Annotated in this window: 1 protein-coding gene (only partly in view); it reads right to left on the reverse strand. The window is 40.5% G+C overall.

Annotation, left to right across the window (positions count from 1 at the left end; all coding sequences use genetic code 11):
* Positions 1 to 18,766, reverse strand: partial view of an Ig-like domain-containing protein gene (locus tag ORQ98_RS11985; protein ID WP_274689048.1) — the 5' end (the start) only. Its footprint begins 18,818 nt before the window's first position; 18,766 of the gene's 37,584 nt are visible here — the first part of the coding sequence; it begins with the start codon at positions 18,764 to 18,766; its stop codon lies beyond the left edge, outside the window.
* Between the last annotated feature and the right edge of the window lie 249 nt (positions 18,767 to 19,015).

Below are 19,015 nucleotides of genomic sequence, written 5' to 3' on the forward strand. Positions count from 1 at the left end.
GTTGACCTAGCTCATCATCCGTTAAATCAAAGAAGCGAATAAAACCCGCACCTAAATCATCAGCTACCGCTAAAGCTAATACTTGTTTAACGGGATCAATAGCCACATCCATTGCTCGTTGCCCAGGTAAACTAATAGAACGTACTCTAAACGGTTGAGCGGGATTATTTACATCAACTAACAATAAGCCCTCTCGTTGTGCTGCTAAATAAGCAACACCATCAGCCACTGCCACACCAGTAATAGGAGATTCGGTTCTTAGCTGAGCTAACCGAACGGGACGATCAGGAATAGATACATCATAGGTTTCAAAGCCACTCGGCATTAAAAATCGATTTATTGCCGTTGGTTTTGCTCCTGATTTAATACCGATAAATAACGTATCATCCCGCTCAAAAGCAGCACCAATTTCCATTGGTGGATAGTTTGGTAAATTCCATTCACGACCAACACCTGCCGTATAAGCAAATTCACCCAGTTTAATTTCTTGATGGCTGCCACCTGAAGGAATAATGGCATACACATCATAAACACCAGGGTATTCAGAAGCGGGGACTTTAAAACGGAATTCTTCCAGGCTGATAACGTCGTCTTTTAAGTCACGAATCTCACCACCACCTGGCAAAAACTCAGACATAACAACTGTGTTATCTCTACGTGACTGGAACTTCACCTTGGTGCCAGGCAAGAAAATACCTTTGTCTTCAGGCGTAGTTGCCGTTACAACATAGCCTCCCGACTGTTCACCTGCGTCTAAATCCATTTGAATTTCTGCTTGCCCAAGCTCAGCGCCATAAACAATCGCACCAAGATAGACAGATGAAAGATCATCGTTTGCCAAGCGTAAATGATATTGACCTGGCTCCAGGTTAAGCTGTTGTAACACAACCCCTGAAATAGTTAATTCAGTAGCAGAATTAACTGTGAAGTTAATTGGATAACTATTAATGTAGGCTTTAGTGACTCCAGCTTGGAAATGCTGACCAAATACTTTAACTTGCGCCTGATTATCATCCGCTAATAAGCTACCTTGAGCAATACGCGTCATGATTGGACGCTGGACAGCAGTTTTCGTGGTTTTAAATTCACGAATAAAGGGTGCCCATAAATGGGAGCCACGTAAATTTTCTACATGATTAACGGCTAATTCATAACGAGTATTTGGCTGTTTTTCGAATTTAACAGTAAAGGTTTTAGTCCGTCCTTCAACCTCATTTACTGATTCTACCGTCACTTCAATTGGCGTTGGCTGGTCATCTTCTTCACTAATAACAGATAAAGTGACAGCACCCGCTGCTTGCAATGATTTAACACTAACAGGCTCGTTAAAGCTAAAAGTGAAATGGCTATCTTGATGGCTGGATAACAGTCCACCAGGCTGCACATTAGCTGCAGCCACAAAGCTATGGGGTAACTGGAATACCCGTAAACCTGCTTTACCCCCAGCAGCAATTAAGCGGTCGTTAAAAATATCAATATCATCAACCGACTCAATATTACCAGCACTGATGACTTTAGGTTTATTAATGTCATTAATATCCAGCACCACCACAGAGCCATTTTCTGCGGCCAAGAATAACAGGTTGCCAAATATTTTTAACTTACGAACATGTCCAGCAGCGTGTTGTAGTTTTTCATCAATTAAGAACGGAGTTTGCTTTTCTAAATCATCTTTAGGGACAATTACAATGCCTTTACCGCCCAAAGCAATAATTAAATGATCACCATAAGCCACCACATCTTGGATATTGACATCAAAGTTTTGCGACTTGGTTAAGCTTGGATCAAGCAAGTTAATGGCACTAAAACTATTTCCTAATTTTGTTGTAGAGGAACCCCCAACAGCATCACGACTACGAGCCCCTTGAACCAGTCGCCAATGCCTACACTCTTCAATTGCAGGGGAATGCGATACACCACCCAGGGTTCCACCCGCATATAACCACTCACCATCAAAGAATACTGTTGCACCACCAACAATACCAACATCGCCAAAACTGACTGGGTCATTGGCAGCTTTATACGACAGGCTTTGTACTGCACCTGGCGTAAACTTAGCACTTCCCCGTTTACAAGTCTCATCAACTCCAAGTTTTGTATCTCCACCATTAGCAGTGGCAGTAAATAGTGCATCCCCTTGTTTAGTAATATCTGTCGTATGCTTAAAGTCATCTTCATGATTTACCACACTCACCAGCGGTAGACCATTACCATCATTTGCATTCAGTTGGACAACACCACCAGAACCACTCGCAATATAAGCATATTTGGCTTCTACTAAATCAGTGCCGTTACTATCCAGCTCCCATTGTTTAACAATTTGTGCATTTAATGAGTCTAGCGTTGTGGGTAAATAACTATGCTGTACTTTCAGCCACTCATTTAATTCTTCTTCAGTAAGATTGTCTTCCAACTTGCCATTTTCAAAGATAGAGTCAATTGGATCATCACCTAATGCTTTTGCTGCTAATAGTTTTTTAAGCAGCGCATTTTTTACCAACTCATCATCCTGTTTAGCTTCTGGCAATACAGGTGCACCACCAACTAATAAAGGCTGAGATGGATTGTTAATATCAAATGTGGCAAGGCGCAGCTGCTCAGGTAAATATTGATCTTGATATTTCACCGCAAATGAGCGCATGACTGACGGATCTTTACCACTATAAGGCGTTACTTCAGTAAAGAAGCCAGTTGCGGTATAAGCAACACCATCAGTTTGGTCAACGGTTACAGCCACCGGACCCACTCGGGTAGCCTGAGTCACAGCTAATTGCTTCAAGCCATAACCAAAACCGTTGCTACGATCAAGACGTACTTGGTCGCCAAAACGGTTTTCAGCAATCACTTCATGACGACCCACCACACCTTTAGGGGTACGCATAATTAATCGGTTGGTAGCCAGTACCTCGAAATCAGTTACAGGGGTAGAGCCAATAAACAGCTGCAAACCATCCATTACCGTGTTACCAGGCTCAAAACCTTCACCTCTTAATTCAACTTGAGTGCCACCAGTTAATGGCCCCCAGCTTGGGGTAACAGAGAGCAGTTTAATGGCATGATCAACGGCATAAGCGCCTTGTAAAATCGCTTTTTGCCAAATGCCTTGTTTTTCAACTTTTACCCATACATCGTAATAACCAGGTACATCAATTGCTGGTGCTTCAGCAGTGATCATGGCTAACCGCTCTTGGTTATCATGACTTTCAATTTTGCTGATGGATAACTGCTTACCTGCAACCCATAGCTCAACCCGGCTTTTATCTAGCGGTGCACCATACACACCCACTGTTACCTGCTGGGTTTTACCTGCTAATACCCGTCTTGGTAAAATGGCTTCAATTGCAATGTTGTCTGGGCGCTTGCCACGGAAGGTTAAAGACACTTTCTGGTCTTTTTCTAACTGATATAAGACTGTTTTTGTCGTTTTATTATATGAGGCTAAGACACTGGCTACGTAAATAAACAGCTTGTCATTAACTTTTAGACCATGATTTTTATTTAGTGTAATTTCAGCATCATTACCATTTAGATTAATAACATATTCAATTGGGTCGCCATTTTCCTTAGTGACTGAAAACTTAGTTTTATTAAAGTCTGCTGCGATATCCTTACTAAATACTAATTTAGCCAGCAGTTTATTTTCAGCATTGTAATCCAAAATACCATTTATAGGCTCAACCCGATGTAACGCTAACGCCACATCATTGGTTACCTGAATAACCCCTGGGTATTTTTTCCGATCTTGACTACCCGCCCCTACAGCAGAATAAGGTAAGGCAATGACGTGGGTTAAATGATTAGACTGATAAGCATCCATCCCTTCTAATACTTTAGGTTGAGCAGGATCAGTCACATCAACTGATAAGATGCCATTGCTACCTTGTGCTAGATAGAGCAAGTGCCCCTTACTGGCTATATCATACACATAGCCTATACCACTTAGACGACTTACGACGACGGGTTTAGCAGGGTTGCTAACATTAACAACCACAACCCCTCGATCACCTGTCGCTAAATAGGCATAATCACCTTTAACAATGACTTTACTGGCCGGTATATCCAACTGGCTAACAATGGTTAACCCATTTTGACCACGACCAATAATATAGAAGCCCCCTTCTCCTGCACGCTCCGCACTGGTTAATTGCTGGGTTTTGTAGTCCCAGTCACCTGCGGCTACTGCATACAACACATCACGACTAGGCTTGTCAGCAAGCCGCGCAATATCCAAGGCAGGTAATTGATGAGGTAATTTTAAGGTTTCAAACAAGTAGGCTTTACTTGGGATATAAATATCCACTAGGCCGATACCGGCATCACCCATGGCTAATACGGCATTGTGGTCATTAACAGCTAGCCCTTTGGCAAAATTAGCAGGCAATGGTAAATCCCTTAATATAAGGGTATTTTTAATATCTGTACTGACAGACAAAATAAATAATTTAGCATCCGTAAAACTATCACCGCTCGGTTTAGCTGCCGTTACAAATATCCGATCAGTGGTATTTTTAAAATAGCCTTGAATACCTAAGGCAACATAACCAGCGGGTAGGTTTGTAGTCAAAATTTGCCGATCATCAATACCATTTTTATCAAGATCTATCAGCTTCATTAAATCATCCGGATTTAATGGGCCGTCCAGTTGCTTATCACCATCAGTATCTTCAGACTTATTTAGCCAATGATCACTACTAATATTAAATACTCGGATGTAATTGCCCTGCCCCACCATTAGATAAGTATGGGAAGGATCAATGGCCATCGCTGTAATCACTTGTTTAGTACTGATATTCGCTTGTGCGGGTTGTACATAGCGATAAGCTTTTTCCAGTACTTTTTCTTGATTATCATCTAATTTTTTAACCGTTACATCAACCATCCCCAACCGGCCTGGCGGAGTTTTAACTTGTAGTGTTTGAGGATCGAGTACTTTGGCTTCAGTGCTGGCAACCTTACCAAAACGTACTTCCAGCTGGCTGGCATCTAACGGGAAGCCATCACCTTTAATAGTGACTATAGTGCCACCTTCTAAACTGCCTTCGACTGGTGATAATTCTTTTAAACGAAGTGGCTCAACATAAACAAATGCACCTATCTGTTCTGCACGGCGACCAGTGCTGTCTGTTACAACTAACGTGGCTGGCCCTGGCAATCCATCAGGCACTTTAACTTGGTAAGTGATACCACCACCATCAGTGCTATCTGTAGTAGTCGCCGCCGATGTTTCTGAGCTAACAACACCTGCATTATCGCCCAATAACCCTAATTGATCAGAAATACTAAAGCTTGGGGTAGTACCACTCACTACATTTTTCAAAGTGACATTAATGACACCACCTTGTAATGGCACCACTTGAGGTGAAACGGTTTCAATCGCTAAGTTAGCACCAGTAAAATTAGCGGTAGTAAAACTTAATTGATAATTAAATAATTCTGCTGAGCGGCGTAATACTTTATCCCCAGTAACAACTAATTGATATTGAGAATTTGCCTGTAAAGACTTGGGAATAATACGCAATTGATTAGGCTGGTTTGCCTTAATAGCTAAATCAAACTCAACTATTTGGTTTTCACTATTTTCAGTGACTTTAACCAGTTTTATACCCTGCTTTAATACCTCTTTAGCTGTAGTAATAGGCCGAGTATAGGTGAGAATAATAGGTGTATCTAAGGCTACCCCTTGACTGCCATCAACCGGTGATGCTGCAACCAAGTCCTGTATTTTAGTATCAATTAAATACAAAATTGAAGACTCGGCGTTTTCTCCTCCCCAACGATTAACGACTGTCGCTAACACGCCATCATTTGTGTAATACAATGGCTGGCCAACATAACCTGCTTCCTGACTATTAGTGTTTTCAAAATCAAATCCAGGGGAGTTATAACCTGTACAATTAGTTAGCTTAATTGCATCTAATAAACTAATTGATTCAACATCACTAACATCATAAATACCTAAATATTTACTAGAGCCTTCTTCACAACCTGCACCACTGTTTTCAATTGTAGCCACGGTTGTTTGTTGTGAAGCTATCGCATCAGCCTGGCCAGGCACTTCAAAGCCATAGCCATTAAATTTCCCTAACTGACGCCATAAGTCAGGTAAGGTATTTTCAAAAACTGCTACATCACCTGCTGCCAAACGGTACTGGCCAGCAACGCCAGTCATCGGCTGTTTATTTTCAAATGCGCCGATTTGTGGCAACGAAGGTTTAGTAATATCAAACACAACCACAGCATCTGCTATTGCATAGAGGCGATTGTTTTTAATCACCAGTTGTTTTGCCACTAATTTTGCAGGTTGGCCTTTATACTGGTAACGATTAATAATCTTAACCAATGATGGTTTTTCAGGGTTAAGGGTACTAACTACCGCAATACCATCATTACTTAAATTAATAAACAACAGCTTGCCTGCTTGTTGAATATCAATTGGTGACTCATCAGTAGGCAACCTTAACGCATAAGTAATTCCTCTATTTTCCGACTCAGGCTGTACTGCATCATCAACGGGTTTATTTTCAATGCTATTAAATACTAACAACCAAGTTTGATCTTCATATTGAGTATCAAACTCATCGAAGTGAACCCCACGAGCGGTGACGTATAACTTTGTATCAGCCTTGTTCAAGGACATGCTGTATGGTTTTAGCTCTTGGGGTAAGTTGTAGTAGCCCAATCCAAACATAGGTGCAGCAGCACTCAACCTAGCCCCAAAGCTATTATTTTCTGCTTCCAAATCTGGTTGATATGCAATAACACTAATCCAGCCAGGCACATAGTCATGCTCAAAAACATGGCGGCTTGCATAACTTGAAGGGTTAACCCGATTCGCATTAACCCCAACCCCTAATACATACAGTAGTTTTTCACTTTCATCTGCAACTAAGTCAGTAATTCGCCCCATCGGCATTTTAAGCGGATTGCGGGCAACAAAGTCCTTACTTGACGGTTCTTCAGTACTGGTATGCAAATCACGATTTGCATGTAATTTACCGTAAAAAATCGCTCTGGGTAGAACAAAACGACGGCCTTGGTCATCACTGATTTCAACATCAATAAAGCCACGGTAATCAGGAAAACCTTTATCAGTAAAGTTAGGCAGCACCCAGTGCATGGTTTCTGCACTATAAAGCGATAATTTATCTTGATCGACTGTGGATACCTTTGCAGCCTCAGGCTTACCCGTTGGGTAAGCGGTAACCGTAATACCCTTATGGAAACCGTGGCCAACAATTTTTACTTGTTGATCACCAATTTGCTTGGTTGAAACCACTGATGGATCAATAAAAGACACATGCAGTTGATCCGTATAAATAAAGCCACCTACTCGCACAACAGATAATTCAGTAGCGGTATTTTTTACTTTAACTGCTGCTGCCCCCGCATAGTGAGGAGAGGTAATAATATGAATCGTCTGCTGCCCAGTGGCTTCATCTGTTTCAACAGACATTACCTGCTGTAGTTGGCCGCCAATCCACACTTGAGGGCTATCACCAAAGTTTTTGCCTTTAATGGCAACTTCAGTCCCCCCTTGAATATCACCCACACTTGGGGTAATACCATCAGTACCTAGTATTGTCGGTTTATTTGCTAACTGCTGAGGGTAAGTAACAAAATCAAAGACATAGTCACTGCCCATGGCATCGCCATTTTCAGGTGCTAAATCCTTTTTCACCTGAACATAGTAACGGGTATTTAACTGGAGATTCTTAGTATCCTTAGGAACAAGCTCAACCCATCGTTTAGCCAGCTGATTGCCATCACGACGAGCAAATTGAATATCAAATAGATCAGTAACTTTTTCTCCTAATAACGGAAGCGCCCCAATTTCATCAAGACCAACGCCCAATTTATTGGCAACCAGTTTTTTCGCTTCATCACCATTGCCTGGAAGGCCAACCCATACATCAATATATTTAGCCAGCTTGGCTTCTTCTATGCCAATGACATCGGAAAACTCTATACTAATACGGTCATCTAATACTGGTGTTACGTCATTATCTGGCTCTGGCATCCACTGCTCACCCGTAGCAGGATAATGATTAGTAACAGCAAGTTCAGCTGTTTCTAAGCGGGCAATCCCCTGTTTACCTGCAGCGGTAAATACAGAACCACGGGCTAATGTTAAACCTCTGGCCCCACTGTCTAACCAGCTGGCACGCTTATGGGTAATTGTTGGTAACGTGGCATCCAGTTGTGGATTAGCTAACCGGCCTAGATCAATCGTTTCAATTAAGGCTTGGGCAGGTTTATCTTCCTGATCAGAATAATGAACCGTGACATAAGCTTGATGCCCTACAATTTCAACATCATAAACACCATCTGCCACCCAGTCTTCACGGGCAGGTATTAATGCAATCGTCCGCTGTAAGCGAGGCTGATGAGGGGTAGAAATATCAATGACACTTAACTGAGATGCACCACCACTGCCAGACATATCCGTCACATAGAGTCTATTACCATCAATAGTCAGACGGTTGGCAACCCCAAGCGTATCCAACTTAGCCACAATTGGCATGGAAGGATCAGTAATATCCGCAACAACAACGCCATCGTGAGAAGCCGCAATAAAGGCAAAACCATTGGCTATTGCCACATCACGAGCAAAACCATCAGGCTTAATATAACCAACATGGTAAGGGGCTGTACGAGAGCTAATATCAATTACTTGAACACCACCATGGCCGTTGGCAACAAAAGCCAGGTTATCTTGACGACTAATGCCGTATACATCGTTATAAGGTAAACCAATTCTTCCTTGTAATGTGGGTAATAATCCAAATTGGCCATCTCCATTTTGCCAGGCAAAAATTAACAGTTCACTCCCTGCAAATTTATCATTACGGCCTTTAGCATCTGTTGCAGTATTTACTTTGTTTTGTTCTGCTACTAAACCATTAACAAATTCATGTTCAGCTATTTTCTCAGCATTATTTATAGACACTGCTGATTTAGCAGCCAACACAAAGTCAGACTGCACTGCCAGTTCAGAAATGACACCCGTAAATATATCTAAATAGCCATGCCAATTGTCATGCAGTAGTATTTCAGTTTTTTCACTGCTTCCACTACTATCCCTATCTTTAGCGAGCTCCAACATATAAAGGCCAGTACGAGGGTATACTGCTGATTTATTACCTTTATTTAATTGGCTAATGCTCTTGGTGCCAATACCTGGCTCATAGGTTAATGGATTAACAGTGCTCCAGGCGGCAATTACAGCCCCTTTACGCTCAAACGAGTTGTATTGATCAACTGCCGTATAAAAAACGTCCTTACCTACTGAATCACCACTTCCCCCACTAGGTTTTATATACAGACGCTGGCTAAATCGCTGCCCTATTTCATGAATAGACTCTTCAGCATAAATTCGGCCATGATTTTCAGTTTCTACCCAAGCTTTTATTCTTAATCGCTTGTAACGGTGCTGTTGGAAAACTGTTAAAGTAAACCGGTGCCAGTATATATAATAGTGATTTTCAGGTTCACTTCTTGGCTCATCTCCCAGCAACTCTTGTTCATTTTGAGCTAGCTCAATAGTGGATGCTGGATTAATAGCACTCCATTGGCCATTTTCATCCTGATACTCATAAATAAGTTCAGCATTAACCTTGCGGTTATCACTGCCAATATCATCAACAGCAGCAAAAATACCAAGCTCATCTCCTTCGGTGAGCACTTCACCAGACACAGGGCCTATTAGTGCAATTTTAGGGATAACAGTGTCATCAATTTTACCAACCCGAACAATTTGTGATTTACCTAAATTACCCAAAATATCATAAGCCATTACTTGAATAGCAAAACTATCAACGCCTTGGGGTGGATCAATGGATGCGCTGAAATTAACTTTTTGAACTGAGCTACCTGTTTCAGTGGTTTTATTTTGATAACGAGTAGCAACCAACTGTCCATTCACATAAAACAGGACTCGGTCTACTCCATCAAAGCCAAGATCATCTTTCACCTCAGCGGTAATTTCCAATGGTTGCCCATCAATCACAACCGACTGGTTATTATCAGGTTTGATAATTGCTACCTTGGGTGCTTGGTCTTTGGTGATATCAATAGTCAGCAAACCACCAGGTTGGGAGCGATAACCATCAATATCTTCTGCAATAGCTCTAAATTGTACTTTTTCACCCGGTTTTTTAGGAATAGTGTAATGGAACTGGAAGGGTGCTGCTTCGTCTGTTTTTAACTTAATATCTTTAGTGGGGTCTGCCGGATCTACCACCTGATAAAAACTAATACGTTGAATTCCAACCCCATCTGGGTCAACAGCAGAGGCTTCTAATATAACTTCTCTACCTTCAGCAATGGCTGTTGATAAAGAAGCATCCTTGTTTTTCTTACCGTGTTCTTTTGCTTTTCTATCAAATACCTTGATCGCTAATTGATTCGGTGGTTGATTACCCAATAAATTAATTGTTCTAGCATCACTTGTAGTACGATTACCGGCTCCGTCTGTGGCAATAGCTTCAAAGGTTAAGCTTAATTCCTTGGGTAAATCCCCTTCTCCTTTCCAATAATCTTTAATGGTCCCTATTTTAAATTGCCCGGCATAAGGCGCTTGTAAAGCAATCGACTTACCAATTACCTTATCACCATGCTTCAATAAAAACTGTACTGATGCCACTCGCACATTATCTTCAGTTTCAACCAGCAAATCTAAATAGCCTTTTTCTCTCACACTGGCATTTGCTTCAGGTTTTACTACTGTTACAGGGTTTGGTCCTTCGTCATCTTTAACGACAACAACTCTTGTGGTTTCTACCGTACGAGCAACTCTTGCCTCAGCATCTGCAGTATATTTTTTCTCTACAGCTTGGGCAGATAGCAGAATATCTTTTCCTGCCTGACCATAAGGAATATTAATTAAAAATTCATAAGGGAATTGGGCATCGGTCAGGGTTTTATTACCAGAAATCAGCCCTTTAACATTTAACGACACATGCTCAATACCTAAATCATCAATAGCATTGACTTGTACGAGTAACAACTCACCTTCAATTCGCTTGATCAGCCCTGTGGATGAATCAGGTTTAGGTTCAGCAATGACAACAACAGGGCTTTCATCTTCAACAATTTCTAGTGAAAGTGGTTTACTGATCGTGTGCTTATCTAACGCATCTTTATATTTATTTCCGAAGCTATCAATCGCATCAACTTTTAATCTTAAGGTATTTTTGCTTTCATCTTGTTTGTTATATGCTGGCACATCGACAATAAAGTTATAAGGCGCTGCCTTTAACTTCATATCATAAATGGCTTGTTCTGGGTTAGCATTACCCGTATGGAAAACAGTCAAACGCAGGTGATCAATCGCTACATCATCAAATGCATTGACATTAACGTATAACTTATCCCCTTCTGCTACTTTGCTACCATCCAATGGCTCTACAATATCAATATTAGGCTTTTCATCAACTCTGATTGAAAGAGCCTTCTCTTTCATCTCAGGGTTACCATTGCTATCTGTCGCTTCCACTTTTAGCCAGATATCAAAGCGGTGATCTTCAGTAAAGCTACGCTGATCAATACCAAACTGTTTAATTAGTTCTAAAATACGCTTGCTATGAACCACCTGCTTATACACTGGGGTTTCAATATTAGGAGTACGATCATTAAAATCTTTATCCTCAATACCCTGAATCGTTCTTACTAACTGATAAGGCTGTTTTATGTAGCGGCCATCAGGGGAGTGTAAGCCATAAGTAGTATAGAGCTTAAGTTGGTTAACTTTTACATTATCAAACGCCTGAATACTAGCAGTAAAATCGGTGTTTTCTATAACACCATCTAACTCTGTTAGTTTATCAATGCTTATTTTTGGTGCTATTTTATCAGCTTCTGCCTTAAAAGTGACTTGATCACTACCTATCGCATTATCACTATCTGTAATCGTTGCCTGGATTGTGACATCCTCAGAATTACGCACAAGCCCACTTGGGATTTTCATAGCAAACTTAATTTGCCGTGAATTAGCACTGTCAACTCGACCAAAATCCCTCGCCAACGTACGATTGTAATTCGTGGCTATATCATTAAATATTCCATCAAAAGCCATGTTATAGTTTTGATCAATTTTGGCGTCTAACCTCACATGCGTAATGGGTATATTCTGGTCTTTCACAGATATCTTTATTTTATTCTGTGATAACTCCCGGTCATCAGCAACAACAACTACACCTTCAATTAATAAAGTACCAGCAACGATATTTTGATCAATCCCTGGAGACACTAGACGGACTTGTGGCGCCATATTCGCCATCGGGTGAATTAAAATGGTTCTTTTAGCAACCTGATTTAATGTATCAGTAAGAACAATCTCATATTCTGTAGGTTCAGCCTCATTAAACTTAATTTTAAATGCTTCTTTCGCATGTTTAACCCAAGGCTTGGGGCATGATGTAATATAGTTCTCACTAGCAATTGGATCACCTAAATCCCCTGTACGAGACTTTTTGTAAATAGCAAATGATTTCAGACCAACATCATCATTTACCTGAGCGGCTATCTCAAAGGTTTCTCCTTGGCGTAACCAAAACTCACCATAATTAATTCGAACAGGATCGGTATAATTAATTTTAAATTCACTACCCACTAAGTAACTGCTAAAACGGGTCAGTTCAAAGTGCGGTACCTCATTTGTCACAAGTGGTAAATCCACTTGTTCAACAGCACGGCGACCCGCTTTATCCTGCGCAACAACCTGTAAACTTAACTCACCTTGGTTGAATTCAGCAGGTACTTGATAAAACAGTTTATAGGTATCATCTTTTTTAAAGTACTGACCACCTAGCTCTTGAATCTTTTCACCATTTTCAAATAATTGTAGGCGCTCAATACCATGGCTATTGTCTTTAACCAATGCCTTTAAATCAAAGCGTTGATGTGGCTTAGCAATAGTGCCAGATAGCGGATTTTCAATGGTTAATTCAGGACGCAATAAATCACTGGACACTGAATGTTGGGTAAGCACTTTTAGCGCTACAGCATCACGAGTGCTGCTTAAGTGATCAACCGCATGAGCTAACGTCACCACTAGATCACCTGGTGTTAACCAGTTAGGTACAGCAGCCGCTGTCGTATAGCCAAATGATTTTTTATGAGCATCCATGCCTGGAATTAAACCTAACCACGCCCATTTAGTATTTTGATCAGCGCTTTCACTATTAACAGCCGTATTATCTCGCACCATTAAACTAATGGTTGCAGGAGCCTGGCTAACATTAAACTTATGCTGATCTATTTCATAAATGCGATGTGCAGGAGCAGTCCATTCAACCACAATCGCTTTTAACCAGCTCAGTGCAGGTTGACTTTGATTGGTTGTGTTACCAGTATTGATTGCATTCCCAGCATTATCAGCTAGCTCAGGATAAATAATAACCTGACTGGCATGTCGTAGTGACCTAGCAAAAGGCATCAGCGACTCATTTAATTTTTCGTCAATCGCTAATACTTGATCAAGTTCTGCTTTGGATAAAACCTTCTCACTCTCACTGGCAAGACAAACATTAGTACTTAAGGTTTTAACCCGATATTGAATATTAGCAGGAACATCCCCAGCAATTGCCAATGAGGTTAATTGAGTTATTTTGCCAATATTTGAAGAAACAACTAATTTTCCAGCTTTTGTCGTTTTTAACCACTCACTATTGTTAATTTGCAGAGATATATCCTGACTGGCTTCAGGATAATTTATTTCAATGGCAGGGAAATAAGTTTTGTTGCGTGGATCCGGAACAACTGTTAAACCTTTTGGCTGTCGGCTATTTTGTTGGCCGGTATTTTCATCCAAAGCAAGGTCTTTCTGCTGATAAAAGCCTTGCAAGGAGCTATACAGTGTGGCTGTTTTAATAGGCAAGCCACTATCAGCATAATTATCATCAACCTGCCAGTTAATTAAGCTTAACAGGCCTTGCTCCCAGTCCTGTTGTTTATGCTCTGCCATAGGTTTAATAGCAGGTGCAGGGTCTGGATGTAGCTGAATTTTATGATCATATTCTGCTTTATTACCTAAAGCATCTTCCGCCTCTATGCGTAAGACTAAAGTGCGCTGCTCAGTTACAGGGCTATATTTAGCCAACGACACCTTATCATTGTAATAACGTACCAGATCTGTATCAGCTGTATCTTCAGCTAATACTTCTTCTGTCTCACCATCCAGCCAATAAATTTTATAATGCTTAACATAAGATTGGTCAGAAATCTTAATATCTATTTTATATTTTTGCTGGTCATAAAGTAGCTTTTCTGGCTCTAATACGCTGATAACAGGCGCATCTTCATCCTTTAAAATATGTACAGGAATAGCCGGGCTTTGCTCCTCATTGTAGCCATTATCTCTTACAGTGACAGTAAATGAAGCCGATTTGCCTGCATGTTTTACGAACTCAATCGGTAGTGTAATAACCCCTTTAAACGAAACATGATAGCGCTCAGCGACTTTCACTTCACCAAATGTACCAGGATTTGGTAAGGTGATTGCTTCTACTTCAGGTGTTGCACTAAATTCTGTCCAATCAACGAATTGTTGTTCACCATCAGGTAAGGTGAACGTGACTTTAACATTATTAATATCAATGTATTTATCATCCCAGGCTTCACCTTTAATTTTAAAGGTCTGACCAGGATAAACGGATACGGCTTCTAAGGGTTCTATTAAAGTTAAGCTGGGTTTATTTTGGTCATGTAGAATTTCCAAGGTTAATATTTTTTCAGTGGTTTGCCCAACTTCCCTACCATTCACTGATTTATTATCTTTAGCAAATACACCAACTTTTACCTGACCTGTTTCAGGTAAATGGGGAACAAACATATTTCTGACTAAGTAACGGCCAGAATCAACAATTGCAGCTAGTTCAGATGACTTAATTGTTTCACGTACTAACTCTCGAACAAGCTGACCACTCTCATCATATTGCCGAATAAAGAAATAAACTTCGGTTAGTTTCCTATCATCATTCACCAGCGCAGCGAGTTGAAACGACTCACCTTCAACCAAACGTGAACCATGGGCTGGTGTACGAATACTGATCGTAGGTGGTGTATCACGACTGATTTGATAATGCCATATGGCCGGTTTCGTTTTATTTTCAAAACTGTCTTCTGCTGTTAACTCAATATCAATACCTGCTTTTGCTTCCTCTTCGGTTAACTCAGGTATGACAAACGAAAAGCTACCAGTTTCTCTTTTGGTTAACTCAGCATACTTTTTAGAAAATAATTCTTGAGAACCATAAGTTGCCTTTAAGGATTTTAAACCATTATTATCTGCTGCAACCCATTTAAATGTAACAGACTGCCCAATAAATAGCTCTGAACCTTGCGCTGGGCTGGTTAATGCAAACTTAGGTGCCTCTGTATCATTTTTAATCGATACTGCTTTAGTGGCTGTGGTAGCAAACTGCTCAATATTACGTTTATCGTAAGCGGTAACAGTTAAGTTAAGGGTTTGATTTTTATTCGCTAGTTTTTCAGTTAAGGCTGCCAGTTTAAAATCTTCAGTATGCTGGACAATTGCCTGGGGGATTAATCTATTTTTGTTAGTGCTTGCACTCAGCAGTTTTTCTATTAAGGTTTTGCCATTTTCATCCGTTAATACAAACTTTAATGCAGTCACCGCTAAATCGTCCGTTGCAGTTAAGCTAAGGCGAATGTCATCTTTAGTACTGTAAGCTGATTTATCTAAAGTCAGATTTTTAATTTCTGGTTTTTGATCTCGTTTTACTTCAATAACAATCGCTGCTGGGGTTTTGTTACCTGCCTCGTCTTCTGCTACTACAGTGACTTGATAGCGTTTCACTTGAAGGGTTTCATCACCCACTTCAAACTTAGGCACTGTAACCAGCTTAAGTGCTGAATAGGCATTTAACCCAGTCGGCACCACTTGAGGTGGAAAGTCCTTGCCCGTCAGAATATGTTCTTCATTACCTGTTAATTCATATCCCTGATTAGTTCTTTTTATGCCACGAACCGTCAGCTTGGTTACACCAATATTGTCATAGCCAGCTACTTTAAAAACTATTTCAGAATCTTCCGTAACAGCTGCAACACTTTCATTGCCCGCTGTCATGGTAGCCACTGGAGATACTATATTTAGTACGGGTGGTTGTTCATCATAACCTAAGGTAACTTTAATCGTTTCACTGGTTTTGCTGACATCATTAGTGTCTGTCGCAACAGCATAAATTGCGAGAGTTTGTTCTTCTAGTTTCTCTTTAACCAGATTTTCCGGAGTTTGGTAGTTAACGGAAAAAGGGGCTTGGTAATCCCCACCAACACTGACACCATTGACAAAGAACTCTATTTTTTTAATGCCTACATCATCTGTGGCATTTGCTCTTAGCTCTATTATTTCACCTGAAGTGACATGCTGCCCTTTAACGGGGCTGGTCACAGCAACTGTTGGTGCCTGATCACCTTGAACTGAAACTTTTCGTTCAGATGAAACCACCACTTGACCATGCCAGTCAGTTACCCGAACCGATAGTTTAATAACCTCGCCTAACCAGCTTTTGCTAATGGGTAACTCAAAACTTTCCAGCTTGCCAGATGCTTGATAGTTATTGTTTTTATCTTCAGAACTTAAGGCTTTTTTCTCTTCGGATATATGCTTGGTTTTAACAACTTCACCATCAACCAGTAATTCCACTTGAGTGCCTTGATATAAAGTATCATCAATCACCTCTGTGGTAACCACTAAGTTTTCCCCAACAGTCGCACTGCTGTTAGGGATAGGATTTTTAATAAATACTGTTGGTCGTTGGTTTTTCAATACTCGTAATAGCCGAGCAGGGCTATCTTGGTAACCGCCCCCAGCAACATGTACTCTGGCATAGACACTCACACTGGTTGTGTCTGCAGAAATATTGGGTGCATTCAGTTTTAATTGCCAGACCTCATAAAGTGCTGTTTTTTCTTTACCATCAGCACCTTTAAACTTTCGTTGTTCAATAATAGGGAAAGTGACTTCACCTGCTTTTGTGCCATCATGGAAGATTTCTATACGAGTAATGCCACTACTTGACTCTATATTAGGGATAACACCCAATTTAGTAGCCAGTGCATAGCGATAAGGTGAATTTTCAACCACACGATTATTATTCACCGGCTGATCGATTGTATATTCTGGAATCACTGGCTTTTCAGGCGGAACAACCGACACCTGTTGTACTTGTGACTCAACTGCTTGATTTAAGCTACCAGTCACTACAGCTTTAAAAGACAGTTGTGATCCAGCCATGGATTCAACGGTTTGAAAGTTTATTTGATATGGAGCCTCAGTTACCTCATCTAACAGGTTCCCATTCAACCAAAATTTAACAGACTTAATTGCCACATCATCATTGACAACAGGTTTCAACTCAATTGATTCACTTGTTATTACCTTTTTAGGTAAAGTAAATTCAATTGTCGGTGGGGCATCCTTAGCCACTACATTGGTTGTAAAGGTTAGTCCTGGTAATAGTGGAGATGAGATCATCAACTTACCTGGCACAGATTCAGGAATAACAGCCTTTGCCATCAGCTCATTATTTTTATTGAGTTTTAGAACTTCACTGACCGCACCGGCTAGTTTTATCTCTACTGGGAAATTTGCTGTTACTTCTACTGGTGTCTCTTCACCTTTAAAATAGGCAACAACTGGTGGCAGCTTAATAAATTGATTCAGTCCATCAATTGTCAATACATCTGTTACGTCCTTAAACGCTAACCTCTCTAAGGTTTTAGAAAAATGTGCAGTAACTGGTACACTCACTTCAGGTAAACCAGGGTATAAAACGGTTACTGCAACCTGTTCGTCTTTAAACTCTTTTTGCGGAATTAATACACCAGAATCTGTTACTTTAACTAAATCTGGACGAGAACTTTGATACTGTATGCCAGTCCCTAAACCTGGTAACTGGGTAGCACCTCTATACTGAAAATCCACTACAGGTGTCAAGGCAACCGTTTCTAAAATATTAGTCAGGTTAACATTTGCAGGAAAAACACTCAGTGATTTTGCTTTTTCTTCAACATCGGTCCCTGTAAAGCGTAATTCACTTAAGGATTTTTTATTGCCAGAAGCATCAACTGCTGTAGCTTCAATTAATAAAATACCATCATGTTGCAGTGCTTCAGCAGTGAGCTGTTGTTTAAAAGGAATAGTAAAACTAAATTCCGTTTGACTGTCGGTTTCAGGAAATTGCCTAACGGTTCCCTGAGTAGCTAAAAATGCTGATTGTTTAGTAGCCTGAATGACGCCACCATTATTACGTAGATCACTGGCTCGCAGCCCTACCACATTGACTGCTAAGTAAGCTAAGTCAATATTATCATTACTGTTTAGTACTAATCGTAAAGCTTGCTGATCATCTAACGCTGAAAAACCAACTGTATTAATTGCTAATTGAGGCTGCTGATTATCTTCAAGAATAAATTGTTCGCTGTATGTTTCAGTGCTGCCATCAACAAAATGTACGTCTACTGATGGATTAAGAAAGTCCTCGGTCGCTGCATCCAAGGTAATCTCACATCCACCCAGCTGTTTGTTAGCAATCGCTTCGTTAACGGGGTATTTTTTATCTCTATATAAAAAATAATCAATTTGAGTACAATCCGACACATTCAGAGCATACTGAATTTTTTTGATGGATTGATGCAACCTTTGTTTAGACCGCAGGTCATAGTTAACAGTGGAAGCGTTGGCCATGGCTGCCATAAAGGCAATTACCCAGGCAAAAAATGCAGCAATTTTACTAAATTTCATACAGCGAGAGACTACTTATGCAATTAAACTACAGCGAAAATATACCCTTCGTGAAAAGGTTTTAAGGTTTGTTGTCATCGCTCTTCACCCTAATCATTTATAAAAACATAAACTCATAGGGTTTCATCGCTTGACGGCCGCCCTTAAAAGCCATTCACTTTGGCTATAGGTATAAAAAATTTATACGGCTATTGTGTTAATACGTTTAATAGCAACATGGCTGATGACAATAAGAAGTGATAGTAGCCA

The organism is Spartinivicinus poritis, assembly GCF_028858535.1.
GTDB classification, from domain to species: domain Bacteria; phylum Pseudomonadota; class Gammaproteobacteria; order Pseudomonadales; family Zooshikellaceae; genus Spartinivicinus; species Spartinivicinus poritis.